The 21,768-nt window shown below is 57.5% G+C and carries 17 protein-coding genes; 8 read left to right on the plus strand and 9 right to left on the minus strand.

What is annotated here, in order from left to right:
• Nucleotides 1-9: 9 nt before the first annotated feature.
• Nucleotides 10-366 carry a LysR family transcriptional regulator gene (locus tag URZ40_RS06645; protein ID WP_320720151.1) on the plus strand — a complete coding sequence of 119 codons (357 nt, stop codon included), beginning with the start codon at nt 10-12 and terminating at the stop codon, nt 364-366.
• Here the strand turns inward: URZ40_RS06645 and URZ40_RS06650 are convergent.
• From URZ40_RS06650 to ytfQ, 5 genes are all read right to left on the minus strand, one after another.
• The gene (locus tag URZ40_RS06650; protein ID WP_320720109.1) at nt 338-1,909 is read right to left on the minus strand and encodes a methyl-accepting chemotaxis protein; all 1,572 of its coding nucleotides are present in this window, start codon (nt 1,907-1,909) and stop codon (nt 338-340) included. The two genes, URZ40_RS06645 and URZ40_RS06650, sit on opposite strands and share 29 nt — an antisense overlap.
• 218 nt (nt 1,910-2,127) lie before the next feature.
• Nucleotides 2,128-3,129 carry a galactofuranose ABC transporter, permease protein YjfF gene (yjfF, locus tag URZ40_RS06655; protein WP_166709927.1) on the minus strand — a complete coding sequence of 334 codons (1,002 nt, stop codon included), beginning with the start codon at nt 3,127-3,129 and terminating at the stop codon, nt 2,128-2,130.
• Nucleotides 3,116-4,141 (minus strand): galactofuranose ABC transporter, ATP-binding protein YtfT, encoded by a 1,026-nt coding sequence (gene ytfT / locus URZ40_RS06660; RefSeq protein ID WP_162874996.1) that lies wholly within the window; start codon nt 4,139-4,141, stop codon nt 3,116-3,118. Before ytfT ends, yjfF begins: the two co-directional genes overlap by 14 nt.
• Nucleotides 4,142-4,151: 10 nt before the next feature.
• Entirely contained in the window at nt 4,152-5,654 is a 1,503-nt protein-coding gene (gene ytfR, locus URZ40_RS06665; protein WP_233003414.1) for a galactofuranose ABC transporter, ATP-binding protein YtfR, read from the minus strand.
• Nucleotides 5,655-5,789: 135 nt separating this feature from the next.
• Nucleotides 5,790-6,746: a galactofuranose ABC transporter substrate-binding protein YtfQ gene (gene ytfQ / locus URZ40_RS06670; protein ID WP_021240696.1), complete on the minus strand. Its 957-nt coding sequence runs from the start codon at nt 6,744-6,746 to the stop codon at nt 5,790-5,792.
• Nucleotides 6,747-7,055: 309 nt separating this feature from the next.
• Here ytfQ and ppa point away from each other — a divergent pair, with 309 nt between their 5' ends.
• Entirely contained in the window at nt 7,056-7,586 is a 531-nt protein-coding gene (gene ppa, locus URZ40_RS06675) for an inorganic diphosphatase (protein WP_041911466.1), read from the plus strand.
• A 54-nt stretch (nt 7,587-7,640) separates the two neighbouring features.
• On the opposite strand, the gene URZ40_RS06680 is transcribed toward ppa, so the two are convergent.
• From URZ40_RS06680 to tamA, 3 genes are read right to left on the minus strand one after another with little or no spacing between them, the layout of a single operon-like run.
• Nucleotides 7,641-7,985, minus strand: a complete 345-nt coding sequence (locus tag URZ40_RS06680) for a gamma-glutamylcyclotransferase (protein ID WP_008501424.1) — start codon at nt 7,983-7,985, stop codon at nt 7,641-7,643.
• Between the two features lie 2 nt (nt 7,986-7,987).
• Complete coding sequence (tamB, locus tag URZ40_RS06685) at nt 7,988-11,764, minus strand: autotransporter assembly complex protein TamB (RefSeq protein WP_320720110.1); 3,777 nt, start codon at nt 11,762-11,764, stop codon at nt 7,988-7,990.
• Nucleotides 11,761-13,494 carry an autotransporter assembly complex protein TamA gene (gene tamA, locus URZ40_RS06690; protein ID WP_116343584.1) on the minus strand — a complete coding sequence of 578 codons (1,734 nt, stop codon included), beginning with the start codon at nt 13,492-13,494 and terminating at the stop codon, nt 11,761-11,763. Before tamA ends, tamB begins: the two co-directional genes overlap by 4 nt.
• Nucleotides 13,495-13,717: 223 nt before the next feature.
• Here tamA and msrA point away from each other — a divergent pair, with 223 nt between their 5' ends.
• Nucleotides 13,718-14,359 (plus strand): peptide-methionine (S)-S-oxide reductase MsrA, encoded by a 642-nt coding sequence (gene msrA, locus URZ40_RS06695; RefSeq protein ID WP_116343585.1) that lies wholly within the window; start codon nt 13,718-13,720, stop codon nt 14,357-14,359.
• On the opposite strand, the gene URZ40_RS06700 is transcribed toward msrA, so the two are convergent.
• Nucleotides 14,360-15,418 carry a LacI family DNA-binding transcriptional regulator gene (locus URZ40_RS06700; protein ID WP_116343586.1) on the minus strand — a complete coding sequence of 353 codons (1,059 nt, stop codon included), beginning with the start codon at nt 15,416-15,418 and terminating at the stop codon, nt 14,360-14,362.
• A 193-nt stretch (nt 15,419-15,611) separates the two neighbouring features.
• Between URZ40_RS06700 and URZ40_RS06705 the strand changes: the two genes are divergently transcribed.
• From URZ40_RS06705 to URZ40_RS06725, 5 genes are all read left to right on the plus strand, one after another.
• The gene (locus tag URZ40_RS06705) at nt 15,612-16,763 is read left to right on the plus strand and encodes a Gfo/Idh/MocA family oxidoreductase (protein WP_320720113.1); all 1,152 of its coding nucleotides are present in this window, start codon (nt 15,612-15,614) and stop codon (nt 16,761-16,763) included.
• Between the two features lie 16 nt (nt 16,764-16,779).
• Complete coding sequence (locus URZ40_RS06710; RefSeq protein ID WP_320720114.1) at nt 16,780-17,964, plus strand: Gfo/Idh/MocA family oxidoreductase; 1,185 nt, start codon at nt 16,780-16,782, stop codon at nt 17,962-17,964.
• Nucleotides 17,961-19,028 carry a Gfo/Idh/MocA family protein gene (locus tag URZ40_RS06715; RefSeq protein ID WP_192981773.1) on the plus strand — a complete coding sequence of 356 codons (1,068 nt, stop codon included), beginning with the start codon at nt 17,961-17,963 and terminating at the stop codon, nt 19,026-19,028. Before URZ40_RS06710 ends, URZ40_RS06715 begins: the two co-directional genes overlap by 4 nt.
• A gap of 12 nt (nt 19,029-19,040) precedes the next feature.
• Complete coding sequence (locus tag URZ40_RS06720) at nt 19,041-20,063, plus strand: Gfo/Idh/MocA family oxidoreductase (RefSeq protein ID WP_320720116.1); 1,023 nt, start codon at nt 19,041-19,043, stop codon at nt 20,061-20,063.
• A 78-nt stretch (nt 20,064-20,141) separates the two neighbouring features.
• Nucleotides 20,142-21,689, plus strand: a complete 1,548-nt coding sequence (locus URZ40_RS06725; protein WP_320720117.1) for an MFS transporter — start codon at nt 20,142-20,144, stop codon at nt 21,687-21,689.
• Nucleotides 21,690-21,768 lie beyond the last annotated feature (79 nt).

Consider the following 21,768-nt stretch of genomic DNA (forward strand, 5'->3'; position numbering starts at 1 on the left):
AGAATTGCAATGAAAAATTATTCCCGGGCTAATACCGGCATTGATTTAAACCTTATTCCTGTATTTATTGAAGTCGTCCGCTGCGGCAGTATGGCAAAAGCCTCTTTGCGCCTGGAGATGTCCCGGCCTGCGGTGAGCCTGGCGTTGAAACGCTTTAATCAACTGTTTGATGAGCCTTTATTTTCCCGCAAAGGTTTATATCTTGAGCCGACGGAAAAAGCGTTAGCCTTAACCAGCTCGCTGGAAATATTAATGGGTGATATTCACGATAATATTGCGGCGGTAAATTCCGCGAGAAATAAAACCCCGGCACAGAATGCACCGGGGCCGGGGAATATTATGCCGCAGTCTGAGCCGTTACTTTGAACGATGACATGGCTTCCATCAGCTGACGTGACTGCTCCTCAAGGGAGCGGGTCGCGGCGGAGGATTGCTGCACCAGCGCCGCATTCTGCTGCGCGGTTTCGTCCATCTGATTCACCGCAATATTCACCTGCTCAATGCCGCGGCTCTGCTCCTGAGACGCGGTGGCAATTTCGCGCATCAGTTTAGTCATGCGCAGCACTTCTGTTGCGATCTCATCCATCGTTTCACCCGCCTGCTGGGCCAGCTCGCTGCCCTCGTTAACGTGGGTCTGCGAATCACTGATAAGCGAGCGGATCTCTTTCGCCGCGTCGGCGCTACGGCTGGCAAGGTTACGGACTTCACCCGCGACGACGGCAAACCCGCGTCCCTGCTCGCCCGCGCGCGCCGCTTCCACGGAGGCGTTAAGCGCCAGAATGTTGGTCTGGAAGGCAATACCGTCGATCACGCTCAGGATGTCGGCGATGCGCGCCGAGCTGCCGGAGATATCGCGCATTTTTTCAATCACGTAGCAGACCATTTCGCTGCCGTGATCGGCGGTGTCGGAAACGGACTTCGCCAGCTGGTGCGCCTGCTCGGCATTATCGGCGTTGAGCTTCACCGTCGCGGTGATCTGCTCCATGCTGGCGGCGGTCTGCTCCAGCGACGTGGCGGTAGATTCGGTGCGCTCGGCAAGATCCCGGTTCCCCGCCGTCAGCTCGCGGCTGCCGGTGTCAATTTGCGAGCTGGCATCGCGTACCCGCATAACCGAGCTCATCAGCGACTGGCGCATCTCCTCTATCGCCGCGTTGAGGCGGTTAAACTCCTGGCTCGCCGGCGCATTCAGCGTATGGGTTAAGTCCCCCGCCGCCACGTTCTCCAGCTGCGCAATGGAGGCCGACAGCGGCTTAAGCAGCATATGGCGCAGCACCAGCCAGGCGAGCACGATAATGCCCGCCGTCAGCAGCGCGGCGACGATAATCAGGATCAGCACGCGGGTTTTGCTCGCCTGCACAGCGCTCACTTCCGCCTGACCTCGCGCTTCGCTCCATTTTTGAAACGCCTGCATATCGTTATCAAACTGCTTCGCTACCGGGATCAGCGTGTTCTCCAGCAGATCGTAATAGCTGTCCGCGCTCTGGTTATTCAGGGTTTTCAGCATCGGGCCGATCCCCTGCTGGTTATACGTCGCCAGGCTGGCCGCGACTTTATCGAGGAGCTGCTGCCCCTGCTCGTCAGCCACGCCGCCGTCAATCACGCCTTTCAGCGTTTTCTGTGCCAGGGCAACTTCCTGACTGATGTTTTTTACCGCTTTGGCCGCATCGTCCAGCATGCCGATTTCCATCATCCGGACGGCCTGACCCGCCTCATTGCGCGCGCGCAGGATCAGCGTATAGCCTGAATTAAGCTGCACCATCTGCTCACCCTGAAGATGATTAATGCGCTGCAGCGAAGAAGAACTCTGTGTGAGGGCATAAATGCCAATGCCGCTGACAATCAGCAGCAGAAGGGTCATAACGGCCAGTAAAGAGAGCAAGCCGGTACGAATCGATAGCGTTTTCAGCATGATATTATTTCCGGTAGCGAGATATTTCTGGGCATAAAAGAAGAGTATCGGCCGCTACCGGTAAATGTTTATACACGTCATCCTTCAAGCTGCCTCTGCGTTGGCTGCGTCTGCTCACCCCAGTCACTTACCTTAGTAAGCTCCTGGGGATTCTCAGACTTGCCGCCTTGATGCAGCTTGAATGATTTAGTGTATAGACTTTAAGCAAATTCAGCGTGTTATCGCTCTGTTACCGATGTGTTTACACGGGTAACAGGCGAGCTTTGTCGGTTCTCCCAGAGCACCGTCAGGCCGCGCTGGAGCGCGATAAAAATAAACAGCAGAATGCCGATGGCGATCTTCGTCCACCAGGAACTGAGCGTGCCGTCGAAGTTGATATAGGTTTGTATCAGTCCCTGGATGGCCACGCCGAACAGCGTCCCCAGCACCGTTCCTACCCCGCCGCTGAGCAGCGTGCCGCCGATAACCACAGAAGCAATCGCATCCAGCTCAACGCCCACGCCTGCAAGGGCATAGCCCGCCTGGGTATACACCGAGAAGACGATACCCGCCAGCGTCGCCAGGCCTGTCGAGAGCATATAGATGCGGATGGTGGTGCTGCGGGTCGAGATCCCCATCAGGTTTGCCGACGTAGCGTTGCCGCCGATGGCGTAAACCTGATTGCCGAACCGGGTGCGGTGAGCGAGGAAGATGCCAATCACTACCACGCCCAGCATCAGCAGCCCCATTGCGCTGAGGCGACCGCCGCCGGGAATTTTCCACGCCAGGCTGGAGAGCGTGTCATACACCGGATGGTTAATCGGAATCGACTCTTCCGACACCAGATAGCTCACCCCGCGCAGGAAGAACATTCCCGCGAGGGTAATGATAAACGCCGGGATTTTTAACGCGTCGATCAGCAGCCCCATAAAAGCGCCAAACGCGCAGCCCATCGCCAGCACCAGCGGAAACGCCACCAGCGGAGAGATGCCCCAGAAGCCGATCGCCTTCGCGAGGAATACGCCCGTAAACGCGATCACCGAGCCGACGGAGAGATCGATCCCGCCGGAGAGGATCACAAAGGTCATCCCGACCGCGATGATGCCTAAAAAGGCGTTATCGGTCAGGATATTGCAGATCACGCGCGTCGAGGCAAAACCGGGGAATTGAGTGAGGCAGTAGAGATACCCCAGCACAAACACGCCCAGCGTGATCGTTAACGGTAAATTACGTTTTATCATGGCCACGGATCCCCTTAATGATGCTGACAAAGCGCGGCGACTGGACGATCAGCACGCAAAGCACGACCACCGCTTTTACCACCTGGTTGAGTTCCGGCTGGAACCCCGAAAGCAGGATCCCGGTGTTCATGCCCTGAATGATCAGCGCGCCAATCACCGAGAGCAGCAGGTTAAAACGCCCGCCCATTAGCGACCCGCCGCCGATCACCACCGCGAGGATCGCGTCCAGCTCCAGCCAGAGCCCGGCGTTGTTGGCATCGGCCCCGCGGATATCTGCCGCGACGATGACCCCGGCGATGGCGGCACACACGCCGCTCAGCACGTAGGTCAGCATCACCATCAGCCGGGTGTTGACCCCGGCGTTGCGCGCGGCGCGAATGTTGATCCCCACCGCCTCAATGAACATGCCGAGAGCCGTTTTGCGGGTGAAGAGCCAGAACACCACTAACGTGATCAGCGCAACGATCACCGGTGTCGGGAAGAACAGGAGGTTGCCGCTGCCGATCCACGCCAGGCTCGGCGAGTTGAAGGTGACAATCTGTCCGGAGGTAATCAGCTGCGCCACCCCGCGCCCGGCCACCATTAAGATAAGGGTGGCGACAAAGGGCTGAATTTTCAGCACCGCGACCAGAATGCCGTTCCATAGTCCGGCCAGCACCCCGGTGCCCAATGCCGCCAGCAGTACCACCGGCAGGCTGTGTCCGGCCACGGTCATGGAGGCAGCGGTAGCGCCGGCGATTGCCATTACCGCGCCGACGGAGAGGTCAATCCCGCCGGTGGCGATCACCAGCGTCATCCCAATCGCCAGCAGCGCCACGGGCGCAGCGCGGTTTAAAATATCGATCGGGCTGCCAAACAGGCGGCCATCCTGCACGACGATCTGGAAGAAATGCGGTGCGACAAGGCTATCTACCAGCAGCACGACCAGCAGTGCCGCAATTTGCGGCGTGCCGGTTGGCCAGCTAAAGCGGCGCTTTGACTCACCGGTTTGCGAAAGCGAACGGGACATCACGATTCACTCCTTACGCCGCGATGGCATTCATGATTGCCGGAACGGACAGCTTATCCAGCGGGATCTCTGCCACCTGTTTGCGATCGCGCATGATAATGACGCGATCGGCATAGCCCACCAGCTCTTCCAGCTCGGACGAAATAACCAGCAGGGCCAGCCCGTCCGCACAGAGCGTTTCGATAAGCCGGATAATTTCGGCGTGCGCGCCCACGTCGATACCGCGCGTCGGCTCGTCGAGGATCAGGAACTGGGGTTTGGTCAGCAGCCAGCGGGAGAGCAGCACCTTCTGCTGGTTACCGCCGGAGAGGAACTCAATCGGCTGTTCCGCGCTCGGGGTGCGGATGCCGAGCTGGCGTATAAAGCGCTCGGCGATCGCGTTTTGCTCTTTACGGGGGATCGGGCGTAGCCAGCCGCGCTGCGCCTGCAGGGCCAGGATGATATTTTCGCGCACCGAGGCGGCGGCAATAATTCCGTCCGTTTTCCGGTCTTCCGGGCAGAAGCCGACGCCCAGACACGACGCCTGATGCGGCGATCGCAGGGTTTGCGGTTTGCCTTTGATCATCGCGCTGCCGCTGTCCGCTGGCTTGATCCCGAAGATCACCTCGGCGGTTTCGGTTCGTCCTGAGCCTAACAGGCCCGCCAGTCCGACAATTTCACCGGGCCGCACTTCAAGGTTAAACGGCGAGATCACCCCTTTTTTACCGTAATCGCTGAACGCGGCGACCGGCTTCTCGCTCAGCAGCGTGCGCCCTGCGCGCTGAAGGGCGTTAGTTTCCAGCTCACGGCCCAACATCATTTTCACCAGCTCTATCTGCGGGAGCTCGCGGGTTTCGCGGCAGCCGACAAAGCTGCCGTTGCGCAGCACCGTAATGCGATCGCTCACCTCATACACCTGATCGAGGAAGTGCGTGACGAAGATCAGGCTCACGCCCCGATCGCGCAGCTGGCGCATCAGGGTAAAGAGCATCTCCACTTCCTGGGTATCGAGGCTGGCGGTGGGTTCGTCGAGGATCAGCACCTTCGCGGAGAGATCGATCGCCCGACAGATGGCGACGATCTGCTGCATCGCCACAGAAAAGCGGTTCAGCGGCTCGCGAACATCGAGGGAGAAGCCGTACGACTCCATCAGCTGCGTGGCTCGCGCCTCCATCTCTTTGCGGCGCAGCAGGCCAAAGCGGCGTGGCTCGCGGCCAATAAACAGGTTATCCGCCACCGACATATTCGGCAGCAGGTTCACTTCCTGGTAAACCGTCCCGATCCCCAGCTGCTGGGCATGGGCGGTATTTTTTGGCGAAATGGCGTTACCTTCCAGCCAGATGGTGCCGCGATCGGCTTGATACACGCCGGTCAGAGATTTAATCAGCGTTGATTTGCCCGCGCCGTTCTCGCCCAGCAGCGCCATGATCTCACCGCGCCGCAGGCTGAAATCGACGTTATCCAGCGCCTTTACGCCAGGGAAGAATTTGCTTAAGCCCTCTGTGCGGAGGATTTCCTGGTGTTGTTCAGTGGTCATAATGTCCGCCCCTCACCCTGACCCTCTCCCCGGAGGGGAGAGGGGAATGTTCGTGCCTGTCTTTAATTTTCTGCCCAACCCGCCTTTTCCCTCTCCCCTCCGGGGAGAGGGCTAGGGTGAGGGGCGCGGCGGGGCTTAGTAGCCCATATTTTTCTTCTTCTCTAACTCTTCTTTCGCCGTATCCGGCAGGTAGAGCGTGGACTTGGTGACGGTCACCTTCTCAGGCATCGTGCCGTCTTTCTTGAATTTCTCCAGCGCGTCGAATGCCGGGCCCGCCATGTTTGGCGTAAGCTCCACGCTGGCGTTGGCTTCACCATCGATCATTGCTTTATAGATGTCAGGCACGCCGTCGATAGAGCCGGTGAGGATGTCTTTGCCCGGCTTCAGGCCCGCTTCTTTAATGGCCTGAATTGCGCCGATCGCCATATCATCGTTGTGGGCGTAAACCATGCAGATGTTCTTGCCGTTGTTTTCAGCCTTGATAAAGCTCTCCATGACCTCTTTACCCTTACTGCGGGTAAAGTCGCCGGACTGGGAGCGGATAATCTTGATGTTTGGCGCTTTGGCAATGGCCTCAGCAAACCCTTTCTTACGGTCGATGGCCACGCTGGCACCGACGGTGCCCTGCAGCTCAACGACGTTACACGGCTTGCCGTCGACCTGTTTAATCAGCCAGTCGCCAATTAACTGTCCTTCAAGCACGTTGTTGGCAGTGACGGTGGTCATATAGAGGGATTTGTCTTTGACGTCGATGGAACGGTCCAGCAGGAAGACCGGAATTTCAGCGTCTTTCGCTTCCTTCAGGACGGGTTCCCAGCCGGTCGCCACCACTGGTGCAATAAAGATGGCATCCACGCCCTGGGCGATAAAGGAGCGTACGGCTTTGATCTGATTCTCTTGTTTTTGCTGACCATCGGCGATTTTCAGGGTGATACCGCGTTTCTGAGCCTCGCTTTTCGCAACGTTGGTTTCTGCCGCACGCCAGCCGGATTCAGAGCCAACTTGCGAGAAACCTACGGTTAAGGGAGCGGCCATCGCCATAGACGACATGGCTGCCGAAACTGCTGTGACAAGAAGTAAGCGCTTCCACATATGAGCGTCCTCGTAGGGGTGTTTATTGTTGGTTAAAAGATGTTCTGCGAAATGACTATAGCCAATGAAATATGTAACGAATTGCGTTACATCACACTTCAGAAAAGTGAATAAAACGTTAATCACAAGTTTGTAATCGCTTTCATTTCACCATTAAAAATGCGGCTGAGTTTATGGATATTTCTGTCATGGAAACGGTCTGAAAAGTGGGGCTAGCGGGGAGAGAAAGCGAAAACAGGCGGAGACATTCGGCGTGAGTTGGCTATAATACCTGCCACTTGTTTACCATCCATTTTTAAGGACACCGACATGAGCTTACTCAACGTCCCTGCGGGTAAAGAACTGCCAGAAGACATCTACGTTGTTATCGAAATCCCGGCCAACGCAGATCCAATCAAATACGAAATCGACAAAGACACCGGTGCGCTGTTCGTTGACCGTTTCATGTCTACCGCAATGTTCTATCCGTGCAACTACGGCTACATCAACCACACCCTGTCTCTGGACGGTGACCCGGTTGACGTGCTGGTCCCAACGCCATACCCACTGCAGCCAGGCTCCGTCATTCGCTGCCGTCCTGTTGGCGTGCTGAAAATGACTGACGAAGCGGGTGAAGATGCGAAGCTGGTTGCGGTACCGCACACCAAGCTGAGCAAAGAGTACGATCACATTAAAGATGTGAACGACCTGCCAGAGCTGCTGAAAGCGCAGATCGCCCACTTCTTCGAGCACTACAAAGACCTCGAAAAAGGCAAATGGGTTAAGGTTGACGGCTGGGACAACGCAGAAGCGGCGAAAGCAGAAATCATCGCCTCCTTCGAACGCGCTGCTAAGAAGTAATTCTTACTGCCAGACACAAAAAACAACGCCACCTTACGGTGGCGTTGTCGTTTTTCAGTACTGGTCTCTGTCTAACCAGTTACCGCTTACAATCCGCGTTAACCCGTCGACCGGACGCTGGTAGACATACATCCACGCGCTTCCGTACGGCGTCTGGATCAACTGGCGAGCGTATTCACCGCCCCTGGTGCGCAAGGCATCAAGTTCGGCAAGTGTCGCGTTATCAATACGATAAACTTCACCCTGTACTGTTCCTTCGCCGGGAACCGCGCCTGGATAGTGGCCCAGGCTGTACAACTGGTAGTTCTCGATATTGTAATTCCCCAGTAGCTGGGCATTGGTCATCCAGTGACTGTTGCCTTGCCTGGTTCGTAAACTGCCGTAGACAAATATTCGCATTGCTAAAACTCAAACTGATAGAGCAGATCAAGTGCCTGGTCTACGCCGGACACTGCTTCCAGATATAGCTTAGGCATCAGGCGATAGCGTAACGTGAGTGTTGCCAGTGAGTCAAAGATCCCCACACCATATTTTACCTGCAGACCCGGCAGTACATAGCCGCTGACCACCACCTGCGAGGAGTCACCCACGCCCTGGGTGTCCAGCGCCAGATTGCTTACGCCGAACGTCTCGCCGATTTTACCCACAACCTGCCCACTTTGTGCAACCCCCAGGCCGACCAACATTGAGGTCATCGCCGCGCTGTCGCTCTGACCGCTGTCCAGGCCTTGTCCGCGCAACAGGTAAGAGAGGGCTTCCTGCTGCGACATCGCCGGGTCAGAGAAGATCTCCGCCTTCGGTTCGTCGGCAGAGCCGGTAACGCGTACGCCAGCAATGACGTCGTTTTCCGTCGCTTCCGGGTTACGAATCGCTTCGATGTTCAACAATGGTTGATCCGGTGGACCGGAGAACAGCAGCTCGCCTTTGCGGACAATCAGATCCTGACCATAGGCGTGGAAACGCCCTTCAGGGATATTGATCTGCCCGTTCAGGCCAAGCCCTTGCTTATCCTGCGCCACTTTCAGGTCGCCCGTGAGCCTCGCCTTCAGCCCAAACGCATCCAACCGCACGTTATTCCCCACGTGCACGATAAGGTTACTATTAATCGGTATGCCAGCGCTCTTCTCTTCGGCAGGTTTCAGATTTTCATTGAGCATAACTTCATCACTGGAGACGCCGACCGCGCTTTCCGGTACCTCGTGAACCACAATGCGCGCCCACGGCACGTCCACACGGCCATCCAGGGTGAAGAGGCTTGGCGTCGCTTCAAAGACCACGTCCGGCGAGACGTCCAGGCGCACCATTGGCGGTACGGTGATGCGCACCTTACTGCCTTTCGCAGCAATACGGGCTCGCCAGTTGTCGAGCTGGCTCCAGTCCGCGTCGCCGCTCAGGTTAATTTGCCCCTGCTGAGTTAATACCGAGCCGCTCAGCGTCGAGCTCATGCCGTTGAAGTTCATCGCGATCTGGCTGGGCTGCATATCAAACGGCATGAAGTTACCGTCGATATCCACACCGCTGAGCCGCAGCTGGCCGAACAGCTGAGGGCTTTGCGCGTCGCCAGCCAGACGCAGATTGGCATTCACCATGCCCTCGGCTTTTTCCCCGCGGGCGAAAATCGGGTTCACCATCGCCAGGTTGAAGTTCCGAATATTGACGTTACCGCCCAGATTGCGCCGTCCCTGCGGATCGGTGATCTGTATCTGCCCGTCCATCTGGCCGTTGTTGGTCAGTCGGATAAGCCATCCCAGCTCCGCACGGTTATTATGCAGGTCCGCGCTGACGTTCAGGGTATCGAAGGCCACCGGCAGCGGCGCGTCGTTCACCTCCTGCGTCACCTTCACGTTGCGGCCGGAGAGCGTAACGCTGCCCTGTGGCAGCCCCTCTTTGGTGGTGTCCCAGGCGACATCGGCTTTCCCGCTGAAGACGCCGCTTGCCTGCGTGGTATCCGGCATAAACGGTTTAAGTATCGCCAGATCGAAACGGTTGAGGTTGATCTGCGCGCGCCCTTCCGCGCCCGCATCAATGGTCTGCGGCACGCACAGCTCCGCATTCGGGTTGGTCCAGCAGTGTGGCCCGATGCTGATCTTCTGCTCGGCGTTACGGTAGTCCAGCGCAATAGAGCGCGCCAGCGCCAGCGGACCCACCGGGGTGTTGAAGCGGGTGTTGTCCAGCGTCCCTTTCCAGCGCGCTTCTTTTCGGTCGAAGCTGCCGGTCAGGTGAAGCTGGCCGGAAACCGGTTCGCCCTGCACACGCAGCTGGAGATCGTGCTGCTTCTCGTTCCCTTTGGCGTCCAGAGTCACCAGGCTAATGTTGACGTCCGGCTGGGAAATGCGCTCCACGCGCAGGTTCAGGTTGCCGCCGATCTGCTCGGTGGATTTCACATCCCCTTCCACGCGGACGCGGGCAACGCTCAGTTCCTGCCAGCGCAGATTGTTGGCGGTAATGTCCGCCAGCAGCTGCGGCGCCTCCACGGTGCCGCGCACTTTCACGAGCCCTTTCGCCGTACCGCCCAGACCCGGCAGAGCGTTATCCAGATTCGGCGCGTCGATGGTGGCATCCAGATTGAGATCCTTCACCCCCAGCTCGCCTTTGATATCCGCCGTGTTGCGGCCCAGCGCCACGTGCAGCCCCGGAATCACCCACTGCAGGTAGCTGTTGCCTTTCACCGAGCCTTCAACGTTCACCTTGTTCTGCTTCACGTTCCCGGTGAGCTTGATTTCCGGCACGTCCATCTGCCACGTACCGCCGTAGAGGCTGCCGCGGGTTTTAATCAAACCATCGAGCTTCGACGGCCAGTCCGGCACCTCTTTGGCGGTGTTGATCCCCGTCAGCTTCAGTTCGCCGCGCCAGCTGATCGCCTGCTGCCAGTCGAGCAGAGCGGTCAGCTCGGTCTTACCTTCCAGCGCCGCGACGGTCAGCTTGTCGAGGTTAACCTGCTGTTCGTTGCCTTTAGCATCCAGCGTGATAGTGGCGGGCGGCACGCCCTGCCCCTTCACCGCGGTGCGGAACGAGAGCGTGTAGTCGGTCATCTTGCCGCTCAGCTTCAGCTTCAGGTCATCGGCCTGATACTGTTTTTCGCCGGTAAACGGCCAGTAAAGCTGCTTGCTGACCACCTCAAGATTGAGCGGCAGCCCGGCTTCCGCCAGCTGGGTTTGCGCACGCAGGGCCATGTCTACCGGGCCGGAGAGATTCACCCCGACATCCAGCTTCTCGCGCAGCGCCCCGCCCACTTTAACCTTCACTTTTTCGCCCTTCAGCGGGTCAATATTAAGCGAGCTGTTGAGGGTGATATCCACCGGCCAGTTGTCGCGCAGCAGGGCGTTGCCTGACGCGTTCACCGAGCCCTGGTTGGTGTCGATATCCAGCGCGTCGAGCTTCATGTTGCCGTCAATGCTGCTGACTTTCAGCAGCATGTTATAGACCGTCAGGTCGGTATCGCCGGTCAGGCGCAGCTGTTCGCCTTTGAACTCCTCAATGTTGAGGTTCAGCGGCAGATGCACGTCAGTCATTTCCGGCAGGACAGGTTTCGAGAAGAGATCTTTCAGCGTTTCGCCCAGCGGCTTCTCTTCCGGCTGCGGGTTCTGGATCTTCGGCTCGACGATCTCCTCCTGCGCCACGTCCGCCACTTTCGGCAGCGCGATCAGCAACCCCTGCAGTGAGGTTGGCGTCAGGGTGAGGTTTTTCTCCTGCCAGCGCAGGCCGGAGGTGAAGTCCATGACGGACACGGTGGTGTCGTCGATTTTGATATTGACGTTATCCAGCGCCACCCGATAAAGCGCAATCGGGTACGGCGTGGAGAGATTCAGCGGGCCGCTGTCCTCTTCCTCGGCCGGCGCAGACGGCGGCATCTTCTTTGAGTCTATCGCCACGTTGATGTCTTTTAGCGACAGATCGTTCACGCAGAGCTTACTGTCCCGAAGGCAGCCCAGCTTCACCGCGAGATGGAATTCCCCGGCGTTGACCGCCACGCCAGGTTGCTCGTAGCGGATGTTCTTCAGACGCAGATCGCGCCAGCCGCCCGTCACCTGACCAATCTCCAGCCCCGGCACCCAGCGGTTCGCGGCGTTAAACAGCAGATGCAGCCCGGTCGTCGTTCCTACCAGAAACGCCACCGTACCGAGCAGCAGCACGATAAAAATCAGCACCCCGAGGCTTATTTTCTTCCATAAACTCATAATTCAGGCCCCAGACCGATGTAAAACTGTAATCCGTGTTCGTCTTTGTCGCCGACAGGCACGGCAAAATCGAGCTTGATGGGCCCGACGGGTGATTGCCAGCGTACGCCCACGCCTGCACCGGTTTTAAAATCGCTGCGGCGGATATCGTTCACCGCTTCACCACCGTCAACAAACATGGCGCCCCACCACTTGCCGCTGACGTTGTACTGATACTCCAGCGATCCGGTCGCCAGTTTTGATGCCCCGGTCAGCTGGCCTTTTTCGTTTTCAGGCGAGATCGATTTGTACTTATACCCGCGAATGCTGCGGTCGCCCCCGGCGAAGAAGCGCAGGTCCGGCGGAACGCGCTCGAAATCGCCCGTTTCAATCCAGCCGAGATTGCCGCGCATGACAAAGCGGTGTTTGTCATACAGCGTGCGGATCCAGACGTTTTGCGCCTGCACCACAGTGAAGTCGACGTCAGAGCCCCACATCGTATTGGAGTAGTCGATAGAGTAACGCTGTGAATCCCCCCAGGTTGGCATCAGGCCGCCGCGCGAGCGGGTGCGGCTGATCATCACCCCAGGATAGAGCAGCATGGTGGTGTTGGTGACGTTAGCCTGGGTAAAGTGGTCCAGGCTCCAGCGCAGGTTAATGGCGCGCTGCCAGCCGCTGGAGAGATCCCAGAAGCGGGAAACCGCGAGCGTGGTGGAATCGGACTCCGTATCGTTCAGGTCGGTACGCTTAAAGCCCCCCTGAACCAGATAGTACTGCTCAAGCGGGTTTTTCAGCAGCGGCATTTTGTAGCTGAAATCAAGCTGCTGTTCCGGGGCGGAAATGCTGGCGCTGGTGGTCAGGCTGTGGCCGTAGGAGTTCATCCACGGCTTTTTCCAGGTGGCCTTCACGCGCGGGCCGACGTCTGTCGAGTAGCCAACACCGGTCTCAATGGTGTTCTCGGTGCGCGGCGAGACAACGCCATGCAGCGGCAACACCTTGGTTTTGCGAGACTTATCAAATTCCGGTGCGACAACCACTGAGTTAAACCAGCCGGTAGCAGAAAGACGACGGTTCAGCTCCGCCAGGTCGCTCGACTGGTAGTAATCGCCTTTTTTGAACGGCACGAGGTTTTGCAGGTACTCTTCACGAATTTGCGAACCTTCAAACGTCACATCACCAAAGCGGTAGCGTTCCCCGCTGTCATAGTCGATATCCCAGAAGGCCTGACGTCGATCCAGCGCAATGCCCAGCTGGCTTTTATTGAACTGGCTGTCGAAGTAGCCCTTGCGCAGGGAGACGCTCGTCAGCTCTTTTTTGAAGTGGTCGTAGTCGCCGTGATTAAGCACGGTGCCGACTTTTGGCCGCGTGCTGAGCAGATCCAGGTAATCCCGGTCGGTACGCGCGCCGCCGCGCAGGATGACGTTCGTGCCGCCGATCAGCACCGGCTCACCCGGTGAGACGCGGGCAATAAGCACCTGACGCCCCTTCTTTGGCGGCGGGCGGAGATCGAAATCAATGGTGGGTTCGTAATACCCCAGCGCTTTTAGCCCTTCACGGATCGCATCATCCACGCGCGCGCGAAAACGCCGGTCCGGCGTCACCTCATCACTCTGGATGGTCGACAGCTGCGCACGCACGTTTTTTTCCAGCGCCCCGGATAACCCCTCAACCTGCAAACGGACATTCGCCGCGCTGGCAACCCCGCTTGTCAGCAACACACTGACTAAACATAACTGGCGGATTTTTGTCACGTTTTCTCCTGAATATCCCTTTTCCACCCTGGAAGCAAATGAAGCGCCGCTGTGCGGCAAAATACGGCCTGGTAGCCAAAAACCCAAATCGTGGGTTGAAAACGGGTGTAACACCCAAATATTTCTTATGATTAAATCTAGTCTCATTCAGCGCATTTATTGTGTTCAATTAAACGCTTCGTGACAACCTTAACCGAAACATCGCACCCCGGGAGGCCCCATCGTGAGTTTATTCGACAAAAAGCATCTGGTTTCACAAGCTGATGCATTACCGGGACGCAACACCCCTATGCCTGTGGCAACCTTACACGCCGTCAACAACCATTCAATGACCAACGTGCCGGATGGAATGGAAATCGCCCTGTTCGCCATGGGCTGCTTCTGGGGCGTTGAGCGCCTCTTCTGGCAGTTGCCCGGCGTGTACAGCACCGCGGCCGGCTACACGGGCGGTTACACGCCGAACCCAACCTACCGCGAAGTCTGCTCCGGCGAAACCGGGCATGCGGAAGCGGTCCGCGTGGTGTATGACCCTGCGGTCATTAGCTACGAACAGCTCCTGCAGGTCTTCTGGGAAAACCACGACCCGGCCCAGGGCATGCGTCAGGGCAACGACCACGGCACGCAGTACCGCTCGGCGATTTATCCGCTCACGCCTGAGCAGGACGCCGCCGCACGCGCCAGCCTTGAGCGTTTCCAGCAGGCCATGCGTGAAGCGGGTGATACGCGCGACGTGACGACAGAGATCGCCGCCGCGAAACCGTTCTACTATGCCGAGGACGATCACCAGCAGTACCTGCACAAAAATCCGTACGGCTACTGCGGTATCGGGGGCATCGGCGTCTGTCTGCCGCCACAGCTGGCCTGATTAGCGTTCCAGCGCCACGCGAGCCGCGTGGCGCGTGGCGTTACTGACCGAACCGTAGTCCATTACCTTCCCCTGCAGCAGCAGGTTAAAGACCGGCGCCTGCGGCCGGTTGAGCCGCGTTTGCAGCAGGTGTACGGCTTCAATCCCCAGCTCGCGACAGGGCACCGTCACGCCCGTGACCGGTTTTTCCAGACGGTGCGCCAGGTTCCATGCAAAATCGGTCGTAATCAGCGAAATGTCTTCCGGAATGCGCAGCCCGTGGCGGGTTAACGCCCTGACTACCCCCTCCACCATACTGGTGCTGTTCGGGAAAATAACCTCCGGCCACTGGGATCTGTCATGATTCATCAGCCACGCATCCAGCGCCCGCTCGGCCTCCTCTGCGGTAAACCACTCCGTCACCAGCAAATCTCGCTGGGGATCAAAGGCCACGTGAAAATGGCGGTACGCCTCTTTAATGCCGTCCAGACGCGCATACAGCGTTTCTCGCCGCAGGCAGGTGAGCGTGAGTACCCGCCGATGTCCCTGCTCAAAAAGATACTGCATGGCGGTAAAGCCAATCGCCCGGTGATCGGGCGAAACGGCATCCAGCTCCCGATCCCGGTCAACGGAATTAATTAATACGCAGGGCTTATTCAGCGTGCTGGCGAGTTTAAATATGGTGGAATCATCAGTCCCAATAATAATTATCGCGTTGATATTCTTCTGGCTGGCCTTTTCCATAAATAATTTCACATCGGCGTGCTGCTCTTCTAATCCACAGCAGCTGACCCACACGTTGTGCCGCGCGCAGGCTTCAGCAATCCCTTTCGTCACCTCCAGATAAAAAATATCCCCGCGTCCCTGAAAAGTTCTTTCTGGTGCAAAAACAGCGATACCGTTAATTAATAGTCTGCCGCTCGCCATTGACTCCAGTACGCCTAATTCTCGTGCGGTGCGAACGATCGCCTCCCGGGCTTTATCGCTGGTATACGATTTGCCGCTTAACACCCGCGAAACCGTGCTGACGGAAAAGCCCGTCAGGGCCGCAATTTCCTCCATTTTTAACCTGCCGGGCATAGTGTGACCTCGCTCTCATTCAGTTTTTGCAAATATTTGCAGAAACAGCCTTTTGATTTTAAAACCAAATTTCAAAAAGCCTGGAGATTACTTAACCACCTTGCGAGTATTCTCACAAAAACACATTGTCGCTGCGGCTCGCCTTTCCTATTTTCCGGTCATCACTTCTTTTCAACAGAAATTAAGGTGTGACATGGAGAAGGTACGTTTTGGCATTATTGGAATAGGTAATATCGGTACGGTCCACGCACGCTATTTACTGGCGGGTACGGTCAGCGACGCCTGCCTGACGGCAGTTTGCGATAATGCCGTTGAAAAGCATCCGGCTATTCGCCAACTGGTCGGCACCCTCCCGTTATTCAGCGACGCGCAGGAGATGCTCCAGAGCGGGCTTATCGACGCGGTGATTGTCGCGACGCCGCACTACGAGCATCCGCGCCTGTCGATGCTGGCGATGCGCAACGGCATTCACACCCTGTGTGAAAAACCGGCAGGCGTATATACGGCGCAGGTGCAGGAGATGAACGCCTGCGCCCGGGAGTGCGACGTGGTGTTTGGCATCATGTACAACCAGCGCCCGAATCCGCTTTACCAGAAGGTGAAAGATCTTATCAACAGCGGCGAGCTGGGTGAGATCCGCCGCTCCAACTGGATCATCACCAACTGGTATCGCTCGCAGAGTTACTACAACTCCGGCGGCTGGCGCGCCACCTGGAAAGGAGAAGGCGGCGGCGTGCTGCTCAACCAGGACCCGCATCAGCTCGATCTCTGGCAGTGGCTGGTGGGGATGCCGGTCCGCCTGCGCGCGTTCTGTCAGTTCGGCAAGCATCGCGATATCGAAGTGGAAGACGAGGTCACCGCCTACGCTGAGTATGCCAACGGCGCGACCGGCGTGTTTATCACCACCGTGGCGGAAACGCCGGGTACCAACCGGCTGGAAATCGTCGGCGACCGCGGCAAGGTGGTCGTTGAAGAGGGCAAGCTGCGCTACTGGCGGCTGCGTGAGTCCGAAACCGCCTTCAACGCCCGCTGGCAAAACGGCTTCGGTGAACCTGAATGCTGGGAGGTGACGCTCCCCGTCGCCCCGGAATGCAGCGATCATCACGTTATTACCGCCAACTTCTGTGCCGCCATCCTTCGCGGCGAGCCGCTGATTGCGCCGGGTCTGGAGGGGATCAGCGGGCTGACGCTCTCCAACGCCATGCACCTCTCCACCTGGACAGACGACTGGGTCGACCTGCCGCTCAACGAGAAACAGTATCTGCGTCTGCTTCAACAGCGTATCAGCACCTCAGTAGCTAAAGAGACCACCAGCGTCACGCTGGACGCCTCTGGCACCTGGTAACTTCGGAGATAAAACGATGTTAAATGTCGCCATCGTGGGAACAGGGAATATCTCCCATAACCATATTCAGGGCTATTTGCAGTTTGGCCAGCGCTGCCGGATCGTCGCGCTGGTCGATATCTACCCGGAAAAAGCCCACGAGAAAAAAACGCGCTACGGCCTGACGGATGCGCGCGTGTATGAAAGCCACCAGCAAATGCTGGCGTCAGAGGCGGATATCCACATCGTCGACGTATGTACCCCGCCTTACGTCCATGCAGAAATCAGCATTGATGCCCTGCACGCGGGTTGCCACGTGCTGTGCGAAAAACCGATGGCCGCCTCGCTGGAGGAGTGCGACGCGATGATCGCTGCACAAAAGGCCAGCGGCAAGACGCTCTCCATCATTGCCCAGAACCGTTTTACCGATGCCTTCTGGCGCTTAAAAGCCGCGCTGGAATCGGGGCTCGCCGGGAAGATTTGCCACGCGCAGGTGGATTCGCTCTGGTGGCGCGGACACTGCTACTACGACCTGTGGTGGCGCGGTACCTGGGAAAAAGAGGGCGGCGGCTGCACCCTGAACCACGCGGTACACCATATCGACGCCATTCAGTGGATGCTCGGCTTCCCGTCAGAGGTGGTGGCGATGATGACCAACGTGGCGCACGACAACGCCGAAGTGGAAGACCTCAGCGCGGCAATTTTCAAATACCCCGGCGGCGCGCTCGCGCAGCTTACCGCCTCCGTTGTGCACCACGGGGAAGATCAGAAGATCGTCATTCAGGGCGATAAGGCGCGCATCTCCGCGCCGTGGCAGGCCTTCGCCAGCGTCAGTGCCGATAATGGCTTCCCGCAGGAAACTAACGATCTGTCGCGAGAAGCGCAGCTCAACGCCGTTTTTCACGACACCCGAAAACTCGAATGGACGCTGCACGCCGGGCAGATTAACGATCTGCTTTATGCCATCGAGCACGGCACGGCGCCGTTAGTGGATGGGTTACAGGGCAAACGCTCGCTGGAGCTGATTACCGCGATCTATAAATCCGCCATTACCCGGAGCGTAGTTTCGCTGCCGATTCAGCGTGATGACCCGTTTTATCGCACCGGCGGGACCAACGCCCTCGCCCCCCGTTTTTATGAAAAATCTGCAAGCGTCGCCAACTTCAGCGAAGTGGGCGCTATCCCTCTGGGTAAAGATCTGGATCGAGGAGTATCAGCATGAACAAAAATGACGGAATGAACTACGCCCCGGTGGGCAAACCGCAGCCCGTTGTCAGGGAAGGAGAGTTTGTGTTTGCCGCCGCCGCGCTCGACCACGGCCATATCTACGGGATGAGTAACGGCCTGATTGAAGCCGGCGCCACGCTGAAGTGGGTGTACGACCCTGACCCGGCAAAAGTGGATAAATTTATCCAGCAGTACCCGCAGGCAAAAGTGGCGGAGTCGCTGGAGGTGATACTCAACGACGACGAGGTGCGTCTGGTTGCGGGTGCGGCCATCCCGTCCGAACGCTGCGCGCTGGGGCTGAAAGCAATGGCGGCGGGCAAGGACTACTTCACGGATAAAGCACCGCTCACCACCCTTGAACAGCTGGCCGACGCTAAAGCGATGGTGGAGAAAACCGGGAAGAAATACGCGGTGTACTACAGCGAACGCCTGCACGTAGAGAGTGCGGTTTTTGCCGGACAGCTGGTGCAGCAGGGCGCGATTGGCCGCGTCGTGCAAACCCTGGGAACCGGCCCGCACCGGGAAGGCACCGGTCGCCCGGACTGGTTCTACGATCGTCGTTACTTCGGCGGCATTTTGTGCGATATCGGCAGCCACCAGATTGAGCAGTTCCTGTTTTACACCGGAAACAGCGAGGCCTCCGTGGTGGCAAGCCAGGTTCGCAACGTTAAACACCCGCAGTACCCGGCATTTGAAGATTTTGGCGATGCCATGCTGAAAGGAGAAAACGGCGCCAGCGGCTATTTCCGCTGCGACTGGTTCACCCCGGACGGGCTCTCAACATGGGGCGACGGCCGCCTGACGCTGCTCGGCACCGAAGGCTATATCGAAATCCGTAAATATGTCGATCTCACCCGTGGCGAGCAGGACGTGGTTTACCTGGTCAATAAAGAGGGGGAATTCCGTTATCCGGTGGCTGGGCAGGTCGGGTTCCCGTTCTTTGGGGAACTGATCCTCGACTGCCTGCACCGTACCGAAAACGCCATGACGCAGTCGCACGCCTTCAAGGCGGCGGAGCTCTGCGTGAAGGCACAGATGCTGGCCAACGCGACGGCATAACGGGAGGTAACGATGACGATCCTGAACACGGCGGTTATCGGCGCCGGCGCGATTCACGGCTGCCATGTGAACGCCTTACGCCAGATCCCCAACGTCGCGCTGCGCGCGCTGGTAGACATCGACAGCGTCAAAGGACTGAAGCTGGCGATGGATTACCAGTGCCGTTTTTATCAGGATTACCGGGAAATGCTGCGGGATGATGCCATCGACGTGGTTCATATCTGCACGCCGCATTTCGAACATAAACGCATGATCCTGGATGCACTCTCTGCCGGGAAGCATGTGTTCTGCGAAAAACCGGTAGGGATGAACAGCAGCGAACTCGACGATATCGCCCGCGCCGTTGAGCAGGCTCCAGGCCTGCTTGGCGTTTGCTATCAAAACCGGCTCAACCCCACCAGCCTGCGCATCCGTCAGGCGCTGAACAATGGCGAACTGGGGAAGATGCTCAGTATGAAAGCGGTGCTGACGTGGTCACGCTCGGGGGCGTACTACACCGAAAGCCCGTGGCGTGGACGGCTGGCAACGGAAGGCGGCAGCCTGCTGATCAACCAGGCGATCCATACCCTTGACCTGATGCAGTGGTTCACCGGCGGCGTGACGCGTCTGAAAGGCGTGGTGGATAGCGGTGAACTGGCGGACGTCACCGAAGGGGAAGACAGCGCAATGGCGACGCTGCACTTTGCCAACGGCGCGCGCGGCCTGTTTTATGCCAGCAACTGCAATACAGTGGATTCCCCTCTCTGGCTGGAAATCCACTGTGAACGGGGTTCGCTGTTAATGAATGACAACGTGCTCTGGCGCATCACCCCCGGCGAGCGTCGCAGGCTGGTGAGCGATGACTCCCCTGACGGCTCGGTCAAAAGCTACTGGGGGCTGGGACATCAGCAGGCGATCCGCCGTTTTTATCACGCCATTAATCACTCGGGAGAAACGGACTACACCGATATCCATTCTGCCGGAAAATCACTCGCGCTTGTGGAGGCCCTTTATCGCTCATCTCAATTGAGACAATGGATAGATATCAATAATTAGAACGTAATGTGTCGTCCAGCAGTAAATAAAAATACGACCTGAAAACAGGTTAATCATTACCCTACACTGGATATTATTATGGTCAAACCAACTGAACGTAGAGTTGGTTATGGCGTAGCGCTTGGCTACGGCGTAACCGATCTGTTTGGCGGAGGCGCTTTCGCCATTATCGGCACCTGGCTGCTATTTTTTTACACCACCTATTGCGGACTCTCGGTTATTGAAGCGGGTTCGATATTCGCGATTGCCCGCGTCATTGATGCACTCTTAAGCCCGATTATGGGCTATATCACCGATAATTTCGGCAATACCTGGCTCGGCCGTAAATTTGGCCGTCGCCGCTTCTTTTTATTACTCAGCGCCCCATTAATGTTTTTGTATGCCCTGCTGTGGCTGACGGATATGGGCTACTGGTATTACCTGGGAACCTATCTCTCGATCGAATTGCTGTCGGCGATGGTGCTGGTGCCCTGGGAGACACTGGCGGCGGAAATGACAAACCGCTATGAAGAGCGTAGCCGCCTCTCCGGCGTGCGTATGATCTGCTCCCAGCTGGGCGGTTTCCTTGCGGTTTCCGTCCCGGGCGTGATCATGCAGTTCACGGGGAAAGATAATCCGTTTACCTATACCCTCACCGGGCTGATATTTTCCTGCGTATTTTGCATCGCGGTATTTATTACCTGGTACACCACCTGGGAAGCCAAAGATGTGCAGCAGGAATCCGATTTTAAGGTGGATAACCAGCGCAGCAGCGGAATACTTAATCACCTGAAATATCTGGTACTGGATCTCTTTTCCTCATTCCGCATTCGCGCGTTCCGCCTGCATATTATTATTTATATCTTTTCGTTTACGGCGATGGACGTATTCGGTTCGGTGTTTACCTATTACGTCGTGTACTGTCTGAGCCAGGATGCAGCTGCGGTATCCGGCTGGTTGAGCATTGCGGCCTTCGCCTCGGTACCCGGCACGTACGGGTTTATGCAGCTGCTGAACCGGCTGAACGTTACCCCTTCGGCCGCTCTGCGCCTCTCCTACGGCTGTATCTTCTGCGTGCTGGTATTCCTGTTTACGGTCTACCTCACCAAAACGCAGGTGCCGACGCTGCTGTTCTCGGCGGTCTTTATCCTGCTGGGCGCTTCCCGCTCTGGCCTCTACTATATTCCCTGGAACATCTACAGCTTTATTCCGGATATCGACGAGATGGTGACGCAGCAGCGCCGCGAAGGGATTTTTGCCGGTGTGATGGTTCTGACCCGCAAAAGCACCGTGGCAATTGCCATCATGATTATTGGCCTTGTGCTGCAGGAGTCCGGCTTCGTGAAGGGCAGCGGCGCACAGCCAGAAAGCGCGCTGGGGGCAATTATCGGCCTGATGATCTTCGCAACGGCAGCCCTTCTGGCGGTGAGCTTCTTTACCACCTACAAATTTAAGCTCACCCGCGAGACGCATAAGCTGCTGCTTAAGGAGATTGCCCGCCGGAAATTGGGCGGAGATTACCGCGACTGCGACGCCAGAACCCGCCTGATAATCAAGCAGTTGACGGGTTATGAATATGACCAGGTGTGGGGAGGCGATGCCACAAGACGGACGGTGGGAAGCGCCCGCTTATCTCCCGTGAAATAACCTCGCGTACCGGGCAGCACCCCGCTGTCCGGTCTGTTTTTATGCCAAAATGTGACCTCTGGCAGATTTACATCTCTTT

Source organism: Enterobacter sp. 296B2 (assembly GCF_034106185.1).
Lineage (GTDB): Bacteria > Pseudomonadota > Gammaproteobacteria > Enterobacterales > Enterobacteriaceae > Enterobacter > Enterobacter cloacae_N.